This window comes from Pseudomonas sp. 32A (assembly GCF_052682255.1).
In genome coordinates this window covers 3,685,620-3,706,312 of the sequence record NZ_JBQYLY010000001.1, presented here as the reverse complement: position 1 = coordinate 3,706,312, position 20,693 = coordinate 3,685,620, and the positions used below count along the sequence as shown (strand labels likewise).

General features: G+C 62.0%; 22 protein-coding genes. 6 read left to right on the top strand and 16 right to left on the bottom strand.

Annotated elements, in window-relative coordinates; genetic code table 11:
• The first annotated feature begins 9 nt into the window (after positions 1 to 9).
• Both arfA and ACUN0G_RS16970 read left to right on the top strand, forming a co-directional pair.
• Positions 10 to 174, top strand: coding sequence for an alternative ribosome rescue factor ArfA (gene arfA, locus ACUN0G_RS16975; RefSeq protein WP_003176285.1), 165 nt, complete (start codon positions 10 to 12; stop codon positions 172 to 174).
• A 61-nt stretch (positions 175 to 235) separates the two neighbouring features.
• On the top strand, positions 236 to 1,561 hold the full coding sequence (locus ACUN0G_RS16970) for a lytic murein transglycosylase (RefSeq protein ID WP_258348394.1): 1,326 nt from the start codon (positions 236 to 238) through the stop codon (positions 1,559 to 1,561).
• A gap of 133 nt (positions 1,562 to 1,694) precedes the next feature.
• On the opposite strand, the gene ACUN0G_RS16965 is transcribed toward ACUN0G_RS16970, so the two are convergent.
• From ACUN0G_RS16965 to ACUN0G_RS16905, 13 genes are all read right to left on the bottom strand, one after another.
• Positions 1,695 to 2,630, bottom strand: a complete 936-nt coding sequence (locus tag ACUN0G_RS16965) for a S66 peptidase family protein (RefSeq protein WP_445573862.1) — start codon at positions 2,628 to 2,630, stop codon at positions 1,695 to 1,697.
• A gap of 195 nt (positions 2,631 to 2,825) precedes the next feature.
• Positions 2,826 to 3,845, bottom strand: a complete 1,020-nt coding sequence (gene lipA / locus ACUN0G_RS16960) for a lipoyl synthase (protein WP_003215441.1) — start codon at positions 3,843 to 3,845, stop codon at positions 2,826 to 2,828.
• A 2-nt stretch (positions 3,846 to 3,847) separates the two neighbouring features.
• Positions 3,848 to 4,495, bottom strand: coding sequence for a lipoyl(octanoyl) transferase LipB (lipB, locus tag ACUN0G_RS16955; RefSeq protein ID WP_445573861.1), 648 nt, complete (start codon positions 4,493 to 4,495; stop codon positions 3,848 to 3,850).
• Positions 4,495 to 4,770: a DUF493 domain-containing protein gene (locus tag ACUN0G_RS16950; RefSeq protein WP_003215438.1), complete on the bottom strand. Its 276-nt coding sequence runs from the start codon at positions 4,768 to 4,770 to the stop codon at positions 4,495 to 4,497. The genes lipB and ACUN0G_RS16950 overlap by 1 nt, the downstream gene beginning before the upstream one ends.
• Positions 4,771 to 4,854: 84 nt before the next feature.
• Positions 4,855 to 6,012: a D-alanyl-D-alanine carboxypeptidase family protein gene (locus ACUN0G_RS16945; protein ID WP_017476252.1), complete on the bottom strand. Its 1,158-nt coding sequence runs from the start codon at positions 6,010 to 6,012 to the stop codon at positions 4,855 to 4,857.
• A 185-nt stretch (positions 6,013 to 6,197) separates the two neighbouring features.
• Positions 6,198 to 7,196, bottom strand: coding sequence for a septal ring lytic transglycosylase RlpA family protein (locus ACUN0G_RS16940; RefSeq protein ID WP_258348399.1), 999 nt, complete (start codon positions 7,194 to 7,196; stop codon positions 6,198 to 6,200).
• The gene (mltB, locus tag ACUN0G_RS16935) at positions 7,196 to 8,209 is read right to left on the bottom strand and encodes a lytic murein transglycosylase B (RefSeq protein ID WP_063026905.1); all 1,014 of its coding nucleotides are present in this window, start codon (positions 8,207 to 8,209) and stop codon (positions 7,196 to 7,198) included. The genes ACUN0G_RS16940 and mltB overlap by 1 nt, the downstream gene beginning before the upstream one ends.
• A gap of 17 nt (positions 8,210 to 8,226) precedes the next feature.
• Entirely contained in the window at positions 8,227 to 9,330 is a 1,104-nt protein-coding gene (rodA, locus tag ACUN0G_RS16930; RefSeq protein ID WP_050543221.1) for a rod shape-determining protein RodA, read from the bottom strand.
• 31 nt (positions 9,331 to 9,361) lie between these two features.
• Positions 9,362 to 11,260 (bottom strand): penicillin-binding protein 2, encoded by a 1,899-nt coding sequence (gene mrdA / locus ACUN0G_RS16925; protein ID WP_258348401.1) that lies wholly within the window; start codon positions 11,258 to 11,260, stop codon positions 9,362 to 9,364.
• A 15-nt stretch (positions 11,261 to 11,275) separates the two neighbouring features.
• The gene (gene rlmH, locus ACUN0G_RS16920) at positions 11,276 to 11,743 is read right to left on the bottom strand and encodes a 23S rRNA (pseudouridine(1915)-N(3))-methyltransferase RlmH (RefSeq protein ID WP_003185785.1); all 468 of its coding nucleotides are present in this window, start codon (positions 11,741 to 11,743) and stop codon (positions 11,276 to 11,278) included.
• 9 nt (positions 11,744 to 11,752) lie between these two features.
• On the bottom strand, positions 11,753 to 12,247 hold the full coding sequence (gene rsfS, locus ACUN0G_RS16915) for a ribosome silencing factor (protein ID WP_003215432.1): 495 nt from the start codon (positions 12,245 to 12,247) through the stop codon (positions 11,753 to 11,755).
• 69 nt (positions 12,248 to 12,316) lie between these two features.
• A complete protein-coding gene (gene nadD / locus ACUN0G_RS16910; protein ID WP_003215431.1) occupies positions 12,317 to 12,961 on the bottom strand; it encodes a nicotinate-nucleotide adenylyltransferase in 645 nt (214 codons plus the stop codon).
• A complete protein-coding gene (locus ACUN0G_RS16905; protein ID WP_258348403.1) occupies positions 12,961 to 14,226 on the bottom strand; it encodes a glutamate-5-semialdehyde dehydrogenase in 1,266 nt (421 codons plus the stop codon). Before ACUN0G_RS16905 ends, nadD begins: the two co-directional genes overlap by 1 nt.
• Before the next feature lie 176 nt (positions 14,227 to 14,402).
• On the opposite strand from ACUN0G_RS16905, the gene ACUN0G_RS16900 reads away from it, so the two are divergent.
• Positions 14,403 to 15,086: a DNA-3-methyladenine glycosylase gene (locus ACUN0G_RS16900; RefSeq protein ID WP_421525049.1), complete on the top strand. Its 684-nt coding sequence runs from the start codon at positions 14,403 to 14,405 to the stop codon at positions 15,084 to 15,086.
• A 147-nt stretch (positions 15,087 to 15,233) separates the two neighbouring features.
• Positions 15,234 to 16,550, top strand: a complete 1,317-nt coding sequence (locus tag ACUN0G_RS16895) for a bifunctional DedA family/phosphatase PAP2 family protein (RefSeq protein WP_445573860.1) — start codon at positions 15,234 to 15,236, stop codon at positions 16,548 to 16,550.
• On the opposite strand, the gene ACUN0G_RS16890 is transcribed toward ACUN0G_RS16895, so the two are convergent.
• From ACUN0G_RS16890 to ACUN0G_RS16880, 3 genes are read right to left on the bottom strand one after another with little or no spacing between them, the layout of a single operon-like run.
• Positions 16,544 to 17,137 carry an LON peptidase substrate-binding domain-containing protein gene (locus ACUN0G_RS16890; RefSeq protein WP_017476259.1) on the bottom strand — a complete coding sequence of 198 codons (594 nt, stop codon included), beginning with the start codon at positions 17,135 to 17,137 and terminating at the stop codon, positions 16,544 to 16,546. The two genes, ACUN0G_RS16895 and ACUN0G_RS16890, sit on opposite strands and share 7 nt — an antisense overlap.
• Positions 17,138 to 17,158: 21 nt before the next feature.
• The gene (locus tag ACUN0G_RS16885) at positions 17,159 to 17,875 is read right to left on the bottom strand and encodes an LrgB family protein (RefSeq protein ID WP_445573859.1); all 717 of its coding nucleotides are present in this window, start codon (positions 17,873 to 17,875) and stop codon (positions 17,159 to 17,161) included.
• Complete coding sequence (locus ACUN0G_RS16880) at positions 17,872 to 18,225, bottom strand: CidA/LrgA family protein (protein WP_017476261.1); 354 nt, start codon at positions 18,223 to 18,225, stop codon at positions 17,872 to 17,874. The genes ACUN0G_RS16885 and ACUN0G_RS16880 overlap by 4 nt, the downstream gene beginning before the upstream one ends.
• A 179-nt stretch (positions 18,226 to 18,404) precedes the next feature.
• On the opposite strand from ACUN0G_RS16880, the gene ACUN0G_RS16875 reads away from it, so the two are divergent.
• Together ACUN0G_RS16875 and ACUN0G_RS16870 are read left to right on the top strand one after the other, a co-directional pair.
• Positions 18,405 to 18,860, top strand: a complete 456-nt coding sequence (locus tag ACUN0G_RS16875) for a MaoC family dehydratase (protein WP_258348411.1) — start codon at positions 18,405 to 18,407, stop codon at positions 18,858 to 18,860.
• 102 nt (positions 18,861 to 18,962) lie between these two features.
• Positions 18,963 to 20,681, top strand: coding sequence for a C13 family peptidase (locus ACUN0G_RS16870; RefSeq protein ID WP_445573858.1), 1,719 nt, complete (start codon positions 18,963 to 18,965; stop codon positions 20,679 to 20,681).
• Positions 20,682 to 20,693 lie beyond the last annotated feature (12 nt).

The following is a 20,693-nucleotide window of genomic DNA, read 5'->3' as shown; positions in this document are numbered from 1 at the left end:
GTACCCATCATGAGCAAAAAGCCATCCAAGCATGGCCCCAACAAGGCCAAATCCATCATCGCCCAGCCGTTGTTCCGCAGTCGCCAGGAACGAGCCGGCAAAGGCAAAGGCAGCTACCGCCGCGAAGCCTTCCAGTCTAATAGCTGGGAGGCTTCTTACTTTCTGGCTGCCTGAAGGCAAGCGCCCCTCTGGCATGATAAGGTCTGTACCTGATTCGTACTCCCTGGACCTGTGCATGCCCTCTAGTCTTTCCCGTCGTTGGCACCTTCGCCAACTGATCGCTGCCTCCAGCCTCATTCTGTTAGTCGCCTGCGCGGAAAAACCCACCGCCGCCGATGCTCAACCCCTGCCCCCGCTCCAGACTGCACCGGTAGCCGCGCCTGCCGTCGTTGCGCCACTGGCGGTGGACAACCTTGATATCCAGCCGACCCAGACCTTTGCTGAATGGCAGGCAGGCTTTCGCGTGGAAGCCCTGAAGGCCGGGATCACGCCCCAGGTTTTCGACACAGCCTTCGCCAATGTCGTACCCGACATGGCGGTGATCCGCGCCGACCGCAGCCAGCCGGAGTTCTCCCGCCCGGTATGGGAATACCTGGATGGCGCCCTGTCCCCACTGCGTGTACGCAATGGCCAGGCGTTGCTGGTGAAGTACGCCGACATTCTGCAACGCATCGAAGATCGTTATGGCGTCGACCGCCAGGCGCTGGTCTCGGTGTGGGGCATGGAAAGTAACTTCGGCCAGTTCCAGGGCAACAATTCAGTGATCCGCTCCCTGGCGACCCTGGCGTATGAAGGCCGTCGCCCGGCGTTCGCCCACGCTCAACTGCTGGCGGCGCTGCAAATCATCCAGCATGGCGACATCGCCGCTGACCAGATGAAAGGCTCCTGGGCCGGCGCCATGGGCCAGACCCAGTTCATCCCGACCACCTACAACACCCACGCCGTGGACTTCGACGGCGACGGTCGCCGCGACATCTGGAACAGCCCGGCCGACGCCCTCGCTTCCACCGCGCACTACCTGCAAAGCTCCGGCTGGCAGAAAGGCCAGCCGTGGGGTTTTGAGGTGCAGCAACTGCCGTTGAATTTCGATTACGCCTTGGCCGATGGCAGCGTGCGTAAAACCGTAGGCGAATGGCTGAAGCTCGGCATCCAGGTACCGCCTGGCGCCAGCGTGCCGGCCAATGTCGACCAGCTTTCTGCCGCCCTGCTGCTGCCCGCCGGCTATCGTGGCCCGGCGTTCCTGGTGCTGGATAACTTCCGCGCGATCCTCAAGTACAACAACTCGTCGTCCTATGCGTTGGCGGTTGGCTTGTTGTCGGAACGGTTCGGTGGCGGTGGTGTGATTCGTGGGGGCTGGCCGAAAGATGAACTGCCGTTGAGCCGCTCACAGCGGATTGATTTGCAGACGGTGCTCAGCGCTCATGGTTACGATGCGGGCAACCCGGACGGGATCATCGGCGCCAACACCCGCAAGGCGATTCGTGCGGCACAGCAATCGCTGGGCTGGCCGGCCGATGGGTATCCGACGGTGAAGTTGCTGGAGTCGCTGCAAAGCCGATAGATCGGCGTATGGCTGCTACCGCATTCGCGAGCAAGCCCGCTCCCACATTTTGACCGTGCACTTCCTGAAGGAACGCGATCGAAATGTGGGAGCGGGCTTGCTCGCGAAGAGGCCTTTATCGGCGCTACAAAGTTCAGGCCTTAAACACCACATCCTGCTCCAACACCAACCGCCTCTCCCCCGCATCCAGCCGCACCCTCGCGCCCATCGGCAAGGTCAGGTTCGGATTGCAGTGCCCACTGCGCCAGCCGGACAGCACCGGAATGCAAAACGGCTCGAAGGTCTGCTTCAGCAAGCGCTCAAGTGCAGCACCATCAACCCCCGCCACATCCCCCACCACCACACCCGCCACCTGAGCCAACTTGCCGGCCAGGCGCAAATGGGTGAGCAACCGATCAATGCGGTACAACGGCTCGTTAACATCTTCGATAAACAGAATGATGCCCTCGGCATCAATCTCATATGCCGTGCCCATCACCGCTGCGATCATCGATAGATTGCCGCCCAGCAGACGCCCACAGGCGATGCCCGGCTCGACGGTGGTCAGCGGGTAGGCCACTGGGTGAGTCAGCTGGCTACCGGCTTTCACCTGCCCCCGCAGCATGCTGAACAGCGACGACTCGGTAGGTTGTTGCTTTTCGCCCAACAGGTCAGCGTTGTACATCGGCCCGTGGAAGGTGACGAAACCGGCATAGCGGTTGATCGCCAGGTGTAAGGCGGTGATATCGCTGTAGCCGACAAATGGCTTGGGATTGGCCCGCAGCAGGTCAAAGTCCAGGCGGTCCAGCAGGCGTGGGGTGCCGTAGCCGCCGCGCAGGCAGAAAATCGCGTCGATGGACGGATCGGCGAACGCCGCGTGCAGGTCATTAAGGCGTACGTCATCGCTGCCGGCCAGGTAACCATCCCGCTCGCCTACACCCGGGAAAATCCGCAGTGTGTAGCCCCGGGCGCGCATCCATTGCGTGGCCTTGTCGATATCCAGCTCGGCCGGCCCGGCAGGGGCAATCAGCCCGATCACGCCTTCGGCGCGCAGCGCAGGTACCGCACAAGTGGTCAATTGAGTCGTCATCCATGGTTCTCCTCGTGTGGATTGCCCAAGGCACTCTAAACAGCAATGGTTGCAAACAGAAGAGGATGACTTAACGGTAACCTGTAGGAGCGAGCTTGCTCGCGAAGGTCGTAAACGATAACGCGCGCATCCTGGATGCGCGCGGTGCTTTTGAGTTCTTCGCGAGCAAGCTCGCTCCTACAGTGAGGGCGAGACTTACGAAACCAGGCTGGCCTTGACCAGTTTCGCCTGCTCGTCGGCGTGGTACGAGGAGCGTACCAGCGGGCCGGAAGCGACGTTCTTGAAGCCCATCTTGTAGCCTTCTTCGGCAAACCAGGCGAACACGTCCGGGTGCACGAAGCGCTGTACTGGCAAGTGGCTACGGGATGGCTGCAGGTACTGGCCGAGGGTCAGCATGTCGATGTCGTGTTCGCGCATGCGCTTCATGACTTCGATGACTTCTTCGTCGGTTTCGCCCAGGCCCAGCATCAGGCCGGACTTGGTCGGAATGTGCGGCATCATCTGCTTGAATTTCTGCAGCAGGGTCAGCGACCACTGGTAATCCGAACCCGGACGCGCAGCCTTGTACAGGCGCGGTACGGTTTCCAGGTTGTGGTTGAACACATCCGGCGGCTCGGCGGCGGTGATTTCCAGCGCCACGTCCATACGGCCACGGTAGTCCGGGACCAGGGTTTCGAGCATCACGTTCGGCGACAGCTTGCGGATCTCGCGGATGCAGTCGGCAAAGTGCTGGGCACCGCCGTCGCGCAGGTCGTCACGGTCTACCGAGGTGATCACGACGTACTTGAGTTTGAGGTCGGCGATGGCGATGGCCAGGCTTTCCGGCTCGTTGACGTCCAGTGGCTTCGGCCGGCCGTGGCCAACGTCGCAGAACGGGCAGCGACGGGTGCAGATGTCACCCATGATCATGAAGGTCGCGGTGCCACCGGAGAAGCACTCGCCCAGGTTCGGGCAGGACGCTTCTTCGCACACGCTGTGCAGCTTGTGTTTGCGCAGCAGGGCCTTGATGCGGTCGACTTCCGGCGAAACCGGGATACGCACGCGAATCCAGTCAGGCTTTTTCGGCAGTTCGGTGGTCGGAATGATCTTCACCGGGATGCGTGCAACCTTCTCGGCGCCGCGCAGCTTGACGCCGGCTTCTACCTTGGCACGCGGGGCCGGACGCTCGGTAACATCCAGCGTCGGGATCATGGTTTGCACTGCATCAGTAGTCATAATCAGTCGATTCCGCCCGTTAGGGTCGTCTGCTCAGCATAGTCGAGGTGTTTGACGAGCTGCGCGCGCAGCCGGACACTTACCTCGGCAAATTCTAGTGGTGTTGCGTGATCACTCAACTGGGTCATCGCCAAACCGGCGTAACCGCAGGGATTGATCCGTCGAAACGGCGCCAGGTCCATGTCCACGTTCAAGGCCAGGCCGTGAAAGGAACAGCCGTGGCGAATCCGCAGGCCCAGGGAGGCGATTTTCGCGCCCTCTACGTAAACCCCCGGTGCATCCGGCTTGGCCGCTGCGGTCACACCGTAGCTGGCCAGCAACTCGATCAGGCATGACTCCATGCGACTGACCAGCTCACGTACGCCAAAACCCAGCCTGCGCACGTCCAGCAACAGATAAGCCACCAATTGGCCTGGGCCATGGTAAGTCACCTGCCCGCCGCGGTCGACCTGCACCACCGGGATTTCTCCCGGCAGCAGCAAATGCTCGGCCTTGCCGGCCTGGCCCTGGGTGAAAACCGGCGGGTGTTCCACCAGCCAGATTTCATCCGGGGCTTCGGTGCCGCGCTCGTTGGTGAACCGCTGCATGGCGTGCCACACCGGCTCGTATGCCATTTGGCCGAGCTCGCGAAAGCCCAGGGTCTGTGACATCACAACACCATGTGCACGAAGCCGGTGGCCCGCAGTTCGCTGTTGATGTTGTAGAGCTGGTCCTGGTCAGTCGCAACGATGTGCAACTGAATGGTGGTGTACTTGCCGTTGGTGCTTTGACGCTCATCCACACGGTCATGGTTGATCGTTGCGTGTTTCTTGACGATCTCGATGATCTTGTCTTTGTTGCCCACACCCGTATCGCTGATCACCTTGACGGGATAGTCCACGTTTGGGAATTCGATCTTTGGCGCCTTTACTTCGGTATCGGTCATGGCGTAACGGCCTCGTAAGCGTAAGCCGTGGCGACGGGCATAACCCCGCGCCGGATCAGCGCGGGGTCATGCAGGTGCACACTATCAGTTGAACAAGCTGTAGAAGAATAGACGGATGCTATCCCACACGCGCCGGAAGATACCACCTTCGTCGACGGCGTCCAGAGCGATCAGGTCGGCGCTGTGCACCACCTTGTCGTCCAGCTTCACTTCGACCTTACCGATGACATCGCCCTTGGCGATCGGTGCGACCAGCTGCGGGTTCATGGTCATGCTGGCCACCAGCTTCTTGAGCTGGCCTTTAGGCATGGTCAGGGTCAGGTCTTCAGCCAGGCCGGCCTTGACTTGATGGGTCGCGCCTTTCCACACAGGGGCTTGAGCCAGCTCGGTGCCTTTCTGGTAGAAGGTCTGAGTTTCGAAGAAACGGAAGCCATAGGTCAGCAGCTTCTGCGTCTCGGCCGCACGGGCCTGCTCGCTGTTGGTACCAAATACCACGGCAATCAGGCGCTGGCCGTCACGGACAGCGGACGACACCATGCAGTAGCCCGCTTCGTCGGTGTGACCGGTTTTCAGACCGTCGACGGTCTTGTCACGCCACAGCAACAGGTTGCGGTTAGGTTGCTTGATGTTGTTCCAGAAGAACTCTTTCTGGGAGTAGATGGCATAGTGCACCGGGTCGACACGAATGATCGCGCGGGCCAGGATTGCCATGTCGTGAGCCGACGAGTAGTGCTCCGGGTTCGGCAGGCCGGTCGGGTTCATGAAGTGGCTGTTGGTCATGCCCAGGTCGGCCACGGTTTTGTTCATCATGTCGGCGAACGCGTCTTCGCTGCCGGCGATGTGCTCGGCCAAGGCCACGCTGGCATCGTTACCGGACTGGATGATGATGCCGTGCAGCAGATCGCTGACAGTCACCTGCGAGCCGACCTTGATGAACATCCGCGAACCGCCGGTGCGCCAGGCGTTTTCGCTGACGGTCACCGGATCGTTTTCACCGATCTGGCCGCGACGGATTTCCAGGGTCGCGATATAGGCGGTCATCAGCTTGGTCAGGCTGGCTGGGGGCAGGCGCTGGTCACCGTTGTTCTCCACCAGCACGTTGCCGCTGGCGGCGTCCATCAGGACCCAGGCCTTGGCAGCCAGTTGCGGGGAAGCTGGCACCATTTCAACCGCCCAGGCGGCCGGGGTGATGATCAGCGAAAGAAGCAGGCACGTGCGTTTGGCTAAGGTGGTGATGTTCATCCGTCTCTCGAAATTGCTTATGGAAACTTGCCCTCGCGGGCAAAACTATTCAGACAGCCCGTCGCCAGACTGTCGCGTGTTCGGTTGTACGCCCACCCCTTGCCCCTGGGTTTTTATTGTTCAACGAGCCAACAACCAGGGTTCAAACCCGCGTGCGAGCCTGAACCATCAATCCTTTGTATCGCTTATTCGGCGGTGACCACGCTGGGTTGCCCCAGGTTGGCCAGGCGCACGCTGTTCTGTACTTGCGCAACCTCGCTCGGCGAGCCGATCGGGCCCATGCGCACACGGTGCAGGGTCTGCTGGTTACGCACAATAGAGCTGATAAAGACCGGCGCGTTGACCATCCCGCTGAGCTTGGACCTTAACAGCTCTGCCGCGTCCGGGTTGGCGAATGCGCCGACTTGCAGGTACTGCCCGCCCACGGTAGACGCCCCGGGCGCTGCATGCGGAACCACGACCGTATCCGGGGCATGCTGCGCCGGGGGGGGCGTCCACTGTTCGATCTTGCCGGCCGAAGCGGTCACTTGCGGTTGCGGGGTTTGCGGCTCGTTAAGCATCAACGGCGCCGGCTTGCCACGCTGGGCCCAGTACTGCGCCGGGTCGATGCCTTCAACCTTCACGCGCGCCGTGCCGATCTCGGCATACCCGAGCTTCTTCGCGGCGGCGTAGGACAAGTCGATGATCCGGTCCGAATAGAACGGCCCACGGTCATTGACCCGCAGGATTACCGAGCGGTTGTTGTCCAGGTTGGTCACGCGTACATAGCTGGGCAGTGGCAGGGTCTTGTGCGCCGCGCTCATGCCGTAGAGGTCATACACTTCGCCGTTGGCAGTGTTCTGGCCATGGAACTTGGTCCCGTACCAGGACGCCGTACCCGATTGCACGTAGGTCTTGGAGTCTTGCAGCGGGAAGTAGTTTTTGCCCAGCACGGTGTAGGGGTTGGCCTTGTACGGGCCGGTGTGCAGGGTCGGTGTGGCATCCGGGATCTTCGACACATCCACATCCCACCACGGCGCGCCGTCTTTGTGGGCGCGGTTGATGTCCAGCCCCGGTTGGGAGCGGACGGCAGTGCCACCGGTTTTCTGCACCGGCGCACGGCTGGTGGAACAACTGACCACCAATAACGACAATGCGGCGTAAGCCACCAGCTTCAGGGGTTTGTACATCGGTGATACCGGCATTACTTGACGCCCCGTGCTTGGACCAGCATGTCTGACAGCTGATGCACGGCCATGGCGTACATCACACTGCGGTTATAACGCGTGATTGCGTAGAAATTCTTCAGGCCCATCCAATATTCCGGGCCGTTCTCGCCTTCAAGGCGGAACGCCGTCACCGGCATATCATCGCGTGGCGCATTCTGACTCGACCAGCCCAGCGCCCGCAACTCCCCCACCGTCTTGACGGGCTCGATACCCTGGGTCAGGCCTTCGTCGGCGCGATCACCCGTGACATCGGCGCGGATCACCACCGGCTCGCCGGCTACCCACCCATGACGCTTGAAGTAGCTGGCAACACTGCCGATGGCATCATCGGGGTTGCTCCAGATATTGATATGGCCGTCGCCGTCAAAGTCCACGGCGTAGGCGCGAAAGCTGCTCGGCATGAACTGCGGCAAGCCCATGGCCCCGGCGTAGGAGCCCTTGAGGGTCAACGGGTCGACCTGCTCTTCACGGGCCAACAGCAGAAACTCGCGCAGCTCTTTGCGGAAGAATTCGGCACGCGGCGGGTAATCGAAGCCCAGGGTCGACAAGGCGTCGATCACCCGGTAGCTGCCGGTGTTGCGGCCGTAGAAAGTTTCGATGCCGATGATAGCCACGATCACTTGGGCCGGCACCCCGTATTCCTGCTCGGCGCGGGCCAGCACGGCTTCGTGCTGACGCCAGAAGTCCACACCACGCGCCACACGGGCATCGGTCAGGAACATCGGGCGATATTCCTTCCACTGCTTCACGCGTTCGGCGGGCCGGGAGATGGCGTCGAGAATTGCCTGCTTGCGCTGGGCCTCGCGGAACACGCCCATCAGCTGTTCACCGGCGAAACCATAGTCACGGGTCATCTCACCGACAAATTCGGCGACCTGGGGCGAGCCGTCGTAGTCGCCGGCCTGCGCTTCCTGCACAGCGGCCCCCAGCAGGCCCAACAGGCCCATCCAGGACACGTGCCGAGCAGCCCAGCCGCGCATTACTTGCATTGACATCTTCACCTTATTCAAACCTGTGCGATCCACTTACGATGGGTATGGATCGACATCAAAACCCCAAACGCTGACATCAATGTCACCAGCGAAGTTCCGCCGTAGCTAATGAACGGCAACGGCACCCCAACCACCGGCAACAGGCCACTGACCATACCGATGTTGACGAAAACGTAAACAAAAAACGTCATGGTGAGGCTGCCGGCGAGCAATTTGCCGAACAGCGTTTGCGCCTGGGCGGTAATCACCAGGCCGCGGCCGATCAGCAGCAAGTAAATCAGCAACAGTGCGCAGATGCCCACCAGGCCGAACTCCTCGCCCATCACCGCGATAATAAAGTCGGTGTGGCTTTCCGGCAAAAAGTCCAGGTGCGACTGGGTGCCCAGCAGCCAACCCTTGCCGAACACACCGCCGGAACCGATGGCGGCCTTGGACTGGATGATGTTCCAGCCGGTGCCCAGCGGATCGCTCTCCGGGTCGAGGAACGTGAGGATTCGCTGCTTCTGATAGTCGTGCATGAAAAAGAACCACATGGCCACGGCCACCGGCACGGCGGCGGCCAGCACGCTGAGGATCCAGCGCCAGCGCAAGCCACCCATAAACAGCACGAACGCGCCGCCCGCGAGGATCAGCAGCGAAGTGCCGAGGTCGGGCTGGCGCACGATCAGGATAAACGGCACCCCGATCAATATCAGGCTGATGCCCACGTGCTTGAGCTGCGGCGGCAATGTGCGTTTTGACAGGTACCAGGCGATGGTCGCCGGCATCAGGATCTTCATGAATTCCGACGGCTGGAAGCGAATCACCCCTGGGATGTTGATCCAGCGGGTCGCGCCCATGGCGTTGTGCCCCATCACATCCACCACCACCAGCAGCAACACCCCTGCGACATAACCCAGCGGCACCCAGCGCGCCATGAAGCGCGGCTCGAGCTGGGCGATCACCACCATCGACAACAGGCCCAGGCCAAACGAGGACGCCTGCTTGATCAGCAGGTCCCAGTTCTTGCCACTGGCCGAATACAAAACAAACAGGCTGCCGGCCGCCAGGGTCAGCAGCAGGATCAGCAACGGGCCATCAATGTGCATGCGCTGCAGCAAGGTGGCGCGACGGCGCATCACATCCTCGCTGGAGAGGATGCGGTCAAAGTTACTCTTCACGGGCCGTAGCCTCCACACTGGATGGGGTGCCGCCATATTCGGGCTTGAGCTTGCCGTCTTCGGTCAACAGCCAGGCATCCATGACTTGACGCACCACGGGCGCTGCCACGCCGGAACCGGATTCACCGTTCTCGACCATCACCGCCACGACGATCTTCGGGTTGTCGGCCGGGGCAAAACCGACGAACAAGGCGTGGTCACGGTGGCGCTCCTGAACCTTGGAGCGGTCGTACTTCTCGCCCTGCTTGATCGCGACCACCTGGGCCGTACCGCTCTTGCCGGCAATCCGGTATTGCGCGCCGACCGCCGCTTTACGCGCGGTACCCCGGGCGCCGTGCATCACTTGCTGCATGCCGTGGTTGACCTTGGTCCAGTCGGACGGGTCGCGCAGCACAATGTCGGGAATCGGGTTTTCATCCACCGGGCGTTCGCCCTCGATGGTCTTGGCCAGGTGCGGGCGGTTCCATACACCCTTGTTGGCCACCAGCGCGGTGGCCTGGGCCAGTTGCAGCGGCGTGGCCTGCATATAGCCCTGGCCGATCCCCAGGATCAGGGTTTCACCCGGGAACCACGCCTGCCTGCGGGTTGCTCGCTTCCACTCGCGGGACGGCATCAGGCCCGGGGATTCTTCGAACATGTCCAGGGAGACTTTCTGACCGAGGCCGAACTTGCCCATGTAGGCCGACAGCCGATCAATCCCCAGCTTGTGGGCCAGGTCATAGAAGTAGGTGTCGTTGGAACGCATGATCGCCGTGTCCAGGTCCACAAAGCCGTCGCCGGTGCGGTTCCAGTTACGGTATTTGTGATCGTAGTTGGGCAGCATGTAGTAGCCGGGGTCGAACACGCGGCTCGACGCCGTGACCACACCCGAGTCCAGGCCGGCAATCGCCACCGCCGGCTTGATGGTCGAGCCCGGTGGATACAGGCCGCGCAGCACGCGGTTGAACAGCGGCCGGTCAATGGAATCGCGCAGCTCGGCGTAGGCCTTGAAGCTGATCCCGGTGACAAACAGGTTCGGGTCAAAACTCGGCTGACTGACCATCGCCAGCACTTCGCCAGTACTCGGATCCAGCGCCACCACGGCGCCACGGCGACCACCCAGGGCCATCTCCGCCGCTTCCTGCAGCTTGATGTCCAGGCTCAGCACGATGTCCTTGCCGGGCACCGGATCCGTTCGCTTGAGCACCCGCAGCACGCGGCCTCGGGCGTTGGTCTCAACTTCCTCGTAACCCACCTGGCCGTGCAGTTCCGGCTCGTAGAAACGCTCGATGCCGGTCTTGCCGATATGGTGGGTGCCGCTGTAGTTGACCGGGTCGAGGGTCTTGAGCTCTTTCTCGTTGATCCGGCCCATGTAGCCGACCGAATGCGCGAAGTGCGCCCCTTGGGGGTAGTGCCGCACCAATTGCGCCACCACTTCCACACCCGGCAGCCGGAACTGGTTCACCGCGATCCGGGCGATCTGCTCTTCGGTCAGCTCGAACAGGATCGGCACCGGCTCGAACGGCCGGCGCCCCTGCTTCATACGTTTCTCGAAGATCACCCGGTCTTCCGGCGTCAGTTGCAGCACCTCGACGATCACATCAAGGATCTGCTGCCAGTCGCCGGAACGTTCGCGGGTCATGCTCAGGCTGAAGCTGGGCCGGTTATCCGCGACCACCACGCCATTGCGATCGAAAATCAGCCCACGGGTCGGCGGAATCGGCTGCACATGCACCCGGTTGTTTTCCGACAATGTGGAGTGATAGTCGTACTGGATCACCTGCAGGAAATACAGGCGCGCAATCAACACCCCCAGCAGCACCACCACCAAAATCGCGCCAAACACCACCCGCGCGCGTACAAGACGTGCGTCTTTCTCGTGGTCCTTGATGCGGATCGGCTGGGTCATCAGGCAGGGCGCAGATTATTTGTGGTAAGGGTGCCCGGACAGAACTGTCCAGGCGCGATACAGCTGTTCACCGATCAGGATTCTTACCAACGGGTGCGGCAGTGTCAGGGGCGACAGCGACCAGCGCTGGTCCGCCCGCGCGCACACTTCCGGCGCCAGCCCCTCGGGGCCGCCGACCATGAAGTTGACCGTGCGCGAATCCAGGCGCCAGCGATCCAGTTCCACCGCCAACTGCTCGGTGCTCCAGGGCTTGCCGTGCACTTCGAGGGTCACGATCCGCTCGTTGGGCCCGACCTTGGCCAGCATGGCTTCGCCTTCCTGACGGATAAAGCGGGCCACGTCGGCATTCTTGCCCCGGGTGTTGAGCGGTATTTCCACCAGTTCCAGCGCCAATTCGGATGGCAGGCGCTTGGCATATTCATGCCAGCCTTCTTCCACCCACTTGGGCATGCGTGAACCGACAGCGATCAGACGCAGGCGCACAGCCGTTCCTTATTCCTGGTCTTTGTTGAGCTTGTCGAAGTGCGCGTGGCCGACTTCAGGGCTGTGGTGCTTGCCATCCGCGGCACGGCTCTGCTCTGCGCCTTTCCACAGACGCTCCAGGTCGTAGAACTGACGGGCGTTGCTGGTCATCATGTGCACGATCACGTCGTCCATGTCCAACAGGACCCAGTCGCTGTCGCCCTTGCCTTCTTCACCCAATGGCTTGACGCCCTGGGCTTTGACCGCTTCGCGAACCTTGTCCAGCATCGCGCCGATCTGGCGGTTGGAGGTACCGGTGGCGATGATCATGAAGTCGGTGATGCTCTGCTTGTCGCGCACGTCCAGGACTTGAATGTCCTGGGCCTTCACGTCTTCCAGGGCAGCCACGGCAACCTTGACCAGCTCTTCGCCGGCCAGCTCAGGGCCGGTGTGGGCTTCTACTGGCAGAGGAGCGCTCTTGAACGTGCCTTTGCGCTTAACTTTGCTTACGTCTTTGTTCGTCATATAAAACTCGTTTTGCTCGTATGTTCGGGCGCTCGCTGCACGACTGTTCGTGCGTTCAAGCGCGCCTTTTCAGTTCGACGCACGGTAAAGCCCGTGCGCATCGATGTAGGCCAGGACCGCGTCAGGCACCAGGAAACGTACCGACTTCCCGCTGGCCAGCAGTTGACGGATCTGGGTGGCAGACACCGCAAGCGGGGTTTGCCAGACGAATGCAATATTCCCGCTCGGCCCGGTCAGGGCCAAAGGGTCACTTACCGACCGCGCTGCCAGCAGGTTGCGCAAGGCATCCGGCGATTCTGCGTCGGCATCCGGGCGTTGCAGCACCAGGATGTGGCAATGCTGGAGCAACTCTTCCCAGCGGTGCCAAGTGGGCAGGCCGCAAAACGCGTCCCAGCCCAAAAGTAGAAATAACTGGTCATCCGCGGCCAACTCGGCCCGCATCAGTTCCAGGGTGTCGACAGTGTAGGACGGTTTGTCGCGCTTGAGTTCGCGGTCGTCCACCACCAGCGGTGCAATGCCGGCCACCGCGAGGCGAACCATCTCCAGGCGCTGCTGCGCAGACACCTGCGGCGTGTCGCGATGGGGCGGCCGGGCATTCGGTGCCAGGCGCAGCTCATCCAGCCCGAGGGCGTCCGCGACTTCCAGTGCACTGCGCAAATGGCCGATGTGCACGGGGTCGAAGGTGCCGCCGAGCAGCCCGATGCGTTTACCCATCAAGTGCGCACATGACCGTCACCGAACACCACGTACTTCTCGCTGGTCAGCCCTTCCAGGCCAACCGGGCCGCGTGCGTGGAGCTTGTCGGTGGAGATACCGATCTCCGCCCCCAGGCCATACTCGAAGCCGTCGGCAAAACGCGTCGAAGCGTTGACCATCACCGAAGCGGAATCCACTTCGTTGAGGAAACGCCGGGCGTCGCTGAAATGCTCGGTGACAATGGCGTCGGTGTGCTTGGAGCCGTAGTGGTTGATGTGTTCGATGGCCTGGTCCAGGTCGTCGACGACGCGGATCGACAGGATCGGCGCCGTGTATTCGGTGTACCAGTCCTGCTCGGTGGCTTCGATCACGTCACTGCCGAGGATCGCCCGGGTACGTTCGCAGCCGCGCAGCTCAACGCCCTTGTCGCGGTAGATGGCAGCCAGCGGCGGCAGCACGCGATCGGCAATGCCGGCGTGCACCAACAGGGTTTCCATGGTGTTGCACGGGGCGTAGCGATGGGTCTTGGCGTTGTCGGCGATGCGGATCGCCTTGTCCAGGTCGGCGGCGATGTCGATGAACACGTGGCAGACGCCATCCAGGTGCTTGATAACGGGCACCTTGGCATCACGGCTCACGCGCTCGATCAGGCTCTTGCCGCCGCGCGGCACGATCACGTCAACGAATTCAGGCATGGTAATCAGCGCACCAACGGCAGCGCGGTCAGTGGTCTCGACCACTTGCACCACTTCGGCCGGCAGCTCGGCCACGGCCAGGCCCTGCTGAATGCACGCGGCGATGGCACGGTTGGAATTGATGGCCTCGGAACCGCCCCGCAGGATGGTGGCATTGCCGGACTTGAGGCACAGGCTTGCGGCGTCGATGGTCACGTTCGGGCGCGACTCATAGATGATGCCGATCACGCCCAGGGGCACGCGCATCTTGCCCACTTGGATACCCGATGGCAGGTAGCGCATGTCGCGGATTTCACCGATGGGGTCAGGCAGCTTGGCCACCTGACGCAAACCTTCGATCATGTCGTCGATGCGCGCCGGCGTCAGCGCCAGGCGATCCAGCAAGGCAGGCTCCAGACCATTGGCCCTGCCGTTGGCCAGGTCTTGCTCGTTGGCGGCGGTCAGCTCGGAGCGCGAAGCATCCAGAGCGTCGGCAGCCGCCAGCAAGGCGCGGTTCTTCTGCGCCGTGCTCGCACGGGCGATCAACCGCGAGGCCTGACGGGCAGCGCGACCCAGGCGGGTCATGTAGTCAAGAACGGACTCAGTCATGGTCTGGTGGGGTCTTGGCAAAGAGGAAAGCGGCAGATTATAGCTGTGACGCCGTCCTACGGACAGCGGTGAGGGGCGGATGGTCGAAATGAACTGTAAAAACCCGACGTTCAGCGGGAATTAAGGCTGGAGTTGTTATCATCCTGTCACATTTAGCCGTATTACCTTTGATCGCCATGTCCAGTTTTTCGCCACTGATCCCCGCCAACGCCCTGCCCGACGGCTTTTTCGACCGTGACGCGCAATTGCTTGCGCGCGAATTGCTGGGAAAAGTCATTCGCCACCGTGTCGGTGATTTGTGGCTGTCGGCGCGCATTATCGAAACCGAAGCCTATTACCTCGCCGAAAAAGGCAGCCACGCGTCCCTCGGCTACACAGAAAAGCGTAAGGCTTTGTTTCTGGATGGCGGCCACATCTATATGTACTACGCCCGTGGCGGCGACTCACTGAACTTCAGCGCCCATGGCCCAGGCAATGCGGTGCTGATCAAATCGGCCTATCCGTGGGTCGACGAAGTGTCCGGCCCGGCCAGCCTGGCGCAGATGCTGTTGAACAACCCGGACGCCAGCGGCAAGCCGCGCCCCTCGCAAAAGCTGTGTGCCGGCCAGACTTTGCTGTGCAAGGCGCTGGGTTTGAAGGTGCCGATGTGGGATGCCAAGCGCTTTGACCAGGAGCAGCTCTACGTGGAAGACGTGGGGCTGGCGCCGGCGCAGATCATCCAGACCACCCGCCTGGGCATCCCCGGCGGGCGCGATGAACACCTGATGTACCGCTTCGTGGATGCCGGTTATGCGCCGTATTGCACACGGAACCCGCTGCGCCGGGGCCAGGTCGAAGGCCGCGACTATTTTTTGATTTGAAACACTAGCCCCCTGTAGGAGCGAGCTTGCTCGCGAAGAACCCGAGAGCGCCGCGCTAAACCTGATAGCCCGCGTCAGCGTTAACGACCTTCGCGAGCAAGCTCGCTCCTACAGAGGGGGCAATATTCACAAAGGGAGTTTGATTGTATGGGCCCATGGCTCGATAGCATTACCGGCTGGCTGACCCTGAACCCGCAATGGCTGGCCGTGGCGGTGTTTATCGTGGCGTGCGTGGAGTGCCTGGCCATTGCCGGCCTGATCGTACCGGGCACGGTGTTGCTGTTTGCCATCGCCGCACTGGCCGGCAGCGGCGCACTGTCCCTGGGAGAAACCCTGTTGCTGGGTTTCCTCGGTGGCTTGCTGGGTGACGTTGCTTCCTACTTCCTCGGTCGCCATTTCCACCAGAACATCCGGCGCCTGCCCGGCCTGCGGCATCACCCGGAATGGATGAGCGGCGCCGAGACTTACTTTCACAAATACGGCATTGCGAGCCTGCTGGTAGGACGCTTCATTGGCCCGCTGCGCCCGATGCTGCCGATGGTCGCGGGCATGTGCGACATGCCCTTCCCACGCTTTGCGGCCGTGAGCCTGCTGGCCGGCGCGGGATGGTCGGTGGCGTATCTGCTGCCGGGCTGGGCCACCGGCGCGGCCTTCCGCCTGCCATTGCCCGAGGGCTTCTGGCCGGAGGCCGGGATTGTCGCCGCCTGCCTGGCGGTGCTGATCGGCCTGAGCCTCAACAGCAGCCTGCGCGGCCACCGGCGCGCCACCCTGTGGATTGGTTGCATTGGCGGCACGCTGTTGCTCGCGTTGTTTATCGGCTACCCCTACCTGAACGACTTTGACCAGGGCTTGATGGCGCTGGTGCAGGAACACCGCGGCCCGGCGATCGACCGGGCGATGGTGATGGTGACCCAGCTCGGCGAGTTCAAGAAGATGTTTGTGGCCAGCGCCGTGTTGACCGGCCTGCTGGTGGTGGCGCGGCAATGGCGCCAGGCAATCTTTGTCGGCGCCACCCTGCTGGGCGCTGCGCTGATCAATACCGGCACCAAACTGTTTTTTGCGCGGATGCGCCCTGAAGTGCTGACCGACCCGCTCACCAGCTTCAGCATGCCCAGCGGCCACGCGTCCGGCTCGTTCGCGTTCTTCCTGGCCTTGGCAGTGCTGGCCGGCCGTGGTCAGCCGACCCGCCTGCGCCTGACCTGGCTGGTGCTCGGCTGCATCCCCGCTGCCACCATCGCCGTCTCCCGGGTCTACCTGGGCGCGCATTGGCCGACAGACATTCTGGCTGGCACTCTGCTGGCAATGACGGTCTGCGCCTTCAGCCTGACGTTAAGCCAGCACCGCAGCCCGCTGCCACCGATGCCGCCGAAAGCCTGGTGGCTGATCTTGCCGGTGTGTGGCGCGGTGCTCGGGTTCATTGCGTTTACCGGCACCTCCCACGCGCTGCTCAGGTACGCCTACTGAGTAAACAGTTCGCCCTGCAACTCATCCAACAACAGCTGGATCGCATCCAGACGCTGTTGCGGGTCATCGAGTTGCAGCAGGTCGATCTTGTCGGCTTCGGTAAAGGGCAGCAGGTAGGCCAACTGATTGGCCAAGGCCTGCTGGCCATCGGCGTGGGTGCCCATGTCCAGGGACGCCACCATCGGGTGCTCGGCCAGGGCATGAAGCAACGCCAGCAAGTCGGCGTCTTCCTCTTCCAGGGGCTGCTCGGGATGTTCGTCCAGCCATTGCACCTCGGCCACCAGCAGTTGGTCCTTCTGCACACCGGCGTCACGTACGCGGAAACGCCGGCCACCTTCGACCCGAATCCCCAGCAGGCCATTGTCCTGCTGCTTGAAGTCGCGGATCAGCGCTTCGCAGCCAATCAACGCGTAGCCATCCGGCGCCAGCCCGACTTCCTTGCCGTCGAGGATGCACACCACGCCAAAGCTTTCGCCCTTCTTCATGCAGCGGCTGATCATGTCCAGGTAGCGCGCCTCGAACAATTGCAGGTCGAGGGTGCACCCGGGGAACAGCACGGTATTGAGCGGGAAAAGCGCCAGACTCATAAAGGTTTCCTTAAACCCGACTTAAATAACCAGCGACACGGCCAACGGCAAGAACACCGCCGTGGCCACGCCCATCAAACTCATGGCCAGCGCCGCAAAGGCGCCGGTTTCTTCGCTTTCCTGCAAGGCCACCGAGGTACCCACGGCGTGGGCGGTCATGCCCAGCGCCATGCCGCGCGCCTCGGGGCTGTGCACGCCCAGGCGCGATAAATACGCCGGGCCGATCATCGCGCCGATCACCCCGGTGATCAGCACAAACACCGCCGCCAATGCCGCCACGCCACCGATCTGCTCGGCCACCAGCATCGCAATCGGCGAGGTCACGGACTTGGGCACCATGGTCATCAGCATCATGTGTTCCGCGCCAAACCACCAGCCCAACAGCACGCACAGGCCGGTCGCCAATACGCCTCCCACCACCAGCGTAGTAAAAATCGGCCAGAACAATTGGCGAATCCGTCGCAGATTCAGGTAAAGCGGCACCGCCAGGGCCACCGTCGCCGGGCCCAGCAGGATGCTCATGATCTCGGTGCTCTTGCGGTACTCGACGTAGGTCAGGCCACAGCTGAGCAACACGCCGATCACCAGCAGCATCGACACCAGCACCGGCTGCAGGAAAATCCAGCGGGTTTTCTCGAAGCCGGCCAGCACCAACTGATAGGCGCCGAGGGTGATGCCGATGCCGAACAGCGGGTGATGGATGACCGCCGACCACGCGCCCTGCCAGTCGAAGATCATTGATCCTTCTCCTTGCGCTTGACCATCTGCTGCATCAGCACGCCGACAAACCCCATGGCGATCACCAACGACAACACCAACGCGCCGACGATAGCCCAGAAGTCGGCGGCGATGTCCTTGGCATACACCATCACGCCGACCGCAGGCGGCACCAGCAGTAGCGGCAAATAACGCAGCAGACTGCTGGCCGCCAGGCTCAGGGGCTCACCGACTTCGCCGCGCCACACCAGGAAGGCCAGCATCAGGAGCAGCCCGATAATCGGCCCCGGCAACACCGGGACAAACAAATGATTGATCGCCGTGCCGAGTAATTGAAACAGCACCAGCCATGTCAGACCGCGTAACAGCATCCGTTCTTCCCCCCAAAAGCGTGTCGGCATTATAAGCACGCTGCCTCTATGGAGCGGCATTCGCCAAAAGCATGGTGGGTTGACCGGGCCAAGTGCCCGTGATGATCTACATTGGTTCTCTGGACCTGTCCAAAACTACAAAAACGATGAAGCCAACCGAGCAAAGAAGGAGAGTCGCAATGCCCTCAGTACCCGTAGAGCAACTCAAGGATTATGTCGGCAAGGACCTGGGACGTTCCGCATGGCTCACCATCGACCAGGAGCGCATCAACCTGTTCGCGGAAGCCACCGGCGATTTTCAGTTCATCCACGTCGACCCGGTGAAAGCCGCCAAGACGCCGTTTGGCGGCACCATCGCCCACGGTTTCCTGTCGCTGTCGCTGATACCCAAGCTGATCGAAGACATCCTGATCATGCCCGAAGGCCTGAAAATGGCAGTCAACTATGGCCTGGACAGCGTGCGCTTCATCCAGCCGGTGAAGGTCGACTCCAAAGTACGCCTGGCCGTGACCCTCACCGACGCCACCGAGAAAAAACCGGGGCAGTGGCTGCTTAAGGCCACCTGCACCCTGGAAATCGATGGCCAGGAGAAACCTGCGTATATAGCCGAGTCGTTGTCACTCTGCTTTGTCTGAGCCTGGCTGTGGTGAGCCCGCCCGCTCACCACAATTCATGTAAATTTATGTATAGATCTCGCAGCTGCGGCATACTCGGCGCTCAATTATCCGGATCCCGCTATGCGCCCACTCGCTCCCCTTGCTCTTGTCCTTTTGCTCACCGCGTGCGGCGACGGCGAATCGCTGTTGCCGCCCGATGCGCGGCTGCCCGATGGCGGTCGTTACCGGGGCGATGTGGTCAATGGCTTGCTGCAAGGCCAGGGCCGAGTGGATTACCCCAACGGCAGCTGGTACGCCGGCCAGTTCGATAAGGGCCAGTGGCACGGCCAGGGCGAATGGCATGGCAGCAATGGCGAAGTCTATAAAGGCCAGTTCCAGCAAGGCCTGTTCGACGGCCAAGGCACCCTGACCACGGCGGCCAACAGCTACGTCGGCGGGTTCAAGCAAGGCAAACGCAACGGCGAAGGCACCCTCAAAGAAGGGCAGATGACCTATCGCGGCGAATTCAAGGACGACCAGTATTCTGGCCTCGGCCGCCTCGAGCTGGCCGACGGCAGCCAGTACCAGGGCCAGTTCGCCCACGGCAAGCCCAACGGCGAAGGCCAGCGCAACGACGACAGCGGCAACCAGTTCAGCGGCCACTTCGTCGATGGCCAGCTGGAGGGCAACGGCACCTTCAACAGCGCCGAAGGCGACATGTACATCGGCCACTTCAAACAGAACCAGCTCAATGGCAAGGGCCGTTATGAAAACGCCGACGGCGACGTGTGGATCGGTGAATTCAAGGAAGGCGCCCTCAGCGGCAAGGGCGAACTGATCGGCGTCGACGGCAGCCACTATGTCGGCCAGTTCGTTGACTGGCGCTTCACCGGCCCGGGCCGCCTGAACCTCACCGACGGCAGCTTCTATATCGGCGGCTTTGACAGCGACAGCTATCAAGGGCGCGGCACCCTGGTGCTCGCCGATGGCACCGTGCAGGCGGGCACTTGGGTCAACGGCATGCGCGTGCGCGACGCCGATGGCAAATTATTGCCTGACCCACTGGAGATCGGCCTGTTTGCACAAGGCCGCTTATTGGATGAGGCCCTCGCCGCCGTGCCCGCGTCCAAATCGGGCGTGGAGCTGTACACCCTGGTGGTAGCCGGCGACGGCAAACAAAGTGTGTTCCTGCGTGAAGCCGACTACGTCAGCAACATGCTCGCCACCCGCTTCGGCGCCTACGGCCAGATCCGCCTGGTGAACCATCGCGACCATATCGCCGACCGCCCCATGGCCACCCGCGAAAGCCTGCGCCGCTCGGTCCAGACCCTGGCCGAACGCAGTGGCCCGCAAGACCTGGTGTTCATCTACCTGACCAGCCACGGCACCCACGAACACGAACTGGTGCTCGACCAGCCGCGCATGGAGCTGGCCGACCTGCCGGCCGATGAGCTGGCCGCCGTGCTGGCACCGCTGAAGAACCGCGACAAGATCATCGTGATTTCGGCCTGCTACTCCGGCGGGTTCATCCCGGCCCTGAAAGACGAACACACCCTGATCATGACCGCCTCACGGGCCGACCGCGTATCGTTCGGCTGCTCCGAAGAGGCCGACTTCACCTACTTCGGCGACGCCCTCTTCGCCCAGGCCTTCAACCAGACCGACGATTTGCAGCAAGCCTTCAAGCTGGCGCAGACCCACGTGGCCGAACGCGAACAGGCGGATAACTTCGAAGCCTCCGAACCGCAGATCTGGGCCCCCAAAGGCGTGATCGCCCATTGGCAATTATTACGCAAACAGCAGGCACGAAAGGCGCTCGAAAGCGTCTCAATGAATAGCACGGAAGCCAAGAGCAACTAAGCTGAATCTGTA

Coding starts and splice junctions, on each gene's coding strand:
- arfA (WP_003176285.1), top strand. CDS start 10: ATGAGCAAAAAGCCATCCAAGCATGGCCCCAACAAGGCCAAATCCATC.
- ACUN0G_RS16970 (WP_258348394.1), top strand. CDS start 236: ATGCCCTCTAGTCTTTCCCGTCGTTGGCACCTTCGCCAACTGATCGCT.
- ACUN0G_RS16965 (WP_445573862.1), bottom strand. CDS start 2,630: ATGACGACTCAATTGACCACTTGTGCGGTACCTGCGCTGCGCGCCGAA.
- lipA (WP_003215441.1), bottom strand. CDS start 3,845: ATGACTACTGATGCAGTGCAAACCATGATCCCGACGCTGGATGTTACC.
- lipB (WP_445573861.1), bottom strand. CDS start 4,495: ATGTCACAGACCCTGGGCTTTCGCGAGCTCGGCCAAATGGCATACGAG.
- ACUN0G_RS16950 (WP_003215438.1), bottom strand. CDS start 4,770: ATGACCGATACCGAAGTAAAGGCGCCAAAGATCGAATTCCCAAACGTG.
- ACUN0G_RS16945 (WP_017476252.1), bottom strand. CDS start 6,012: ATGAACATCACCACCTTAGCCAAACGCACGTGCCTGCTTCTTTCGCTG.
- ACUN0G_RS16940 (WP_258348399.1), bottom strand. CDS start 7,196: ATGCCGGTATCACCGATGTACAAACCCCTGAAGCTGGTGGCTTACGCC.
- mltB (WP_063026905.1), bottom strand. CDS start 8,209: ATGCAAGTAATGCGCGGCTGGGCTGCTCGGCACGTGTCCTGGATGGGC.
- rodA (WP_050543221.1), bottom strand. CDS start 9,330: ATGCGCCGTCGCGCCACCTTGCTGCAGCGCATGCACATTGATGGCCCG.
- mrdA (WP_258348401.1), bottom strand. CDS start 11,260: ATGACCCAGCCGATCCGCATCAAGGACCACGAGAAAGACGCACGTCTT.
- rsfS (WP_003215432.1), bottom strand. CDS start 12,247: ATGACGAACAAAGACGTAAGCAAAGTTAAGCGCAAAGGCACGTTCAAG.
- nadD (WP_003215431.1), bottom strand. CDS start 12,961: ATGGGTAAACGCATCGGGCTGCTCGGCGGCACCTTCGACCCCGTGCAC.
- ACUN0G_RS16905 (WP_258348403.1), bottom strand. CDS start 14,226: ATGACTGAGTCCGTTCTTGACTACATGACCCGCCTGGGTCGCGCTGCC.
- ACUN0G_RS16900 (WP_421525049.1), top strand. CDS start 14,403: ATGTCCAGTTTTTCGCCACTGATCCCCGCCAACGCCCTGCCCGACGGC.
- ACUN0G_RS16895 (WP_445573860.1), top strand. CDS start 15,234: ATGGGCCCATGGCTCGATAGCATTACCGGCTGGCTGACCCTGAACCCG.
- ACUN0G_RS16890 (WP_017476259.1), bottom strand. CDS start 17,137: ATGAGTCTGGCGCTTTTCCCGCTCAATACCGTGCTGTTCCCCGGGTGC.
- ACUN0G_RS16885 (WP_445573859.1), bottom strand. CDS start 17,875: ATGATCTTCGACTGGCAGGGCGCGTGGTCGGCGGTCATCCATCACCCG.
- ACUN0G_RS16880 (WP_017476261.1), bottom strand. CDS start 18,225: ATGCTGTTACGCGGTCTGACATGGCTGGTGCTGTTTCAATTACTCGGC.
- ACUN0G_RS16875 (WP_258348411.1), top strand. CDS start 18,405: ATGCCCTCAGTACCCGTAGAGCAACTCAAGGATTATGTCGGCAAGGAC.
- ACUN0G_RS16870 (WP_445573858.1), top strand. CDS start 18,963: ATGCGCCCACTCGCTCCCCTTGCTCTTGTCCTTTTGCTCACCGCGTGC.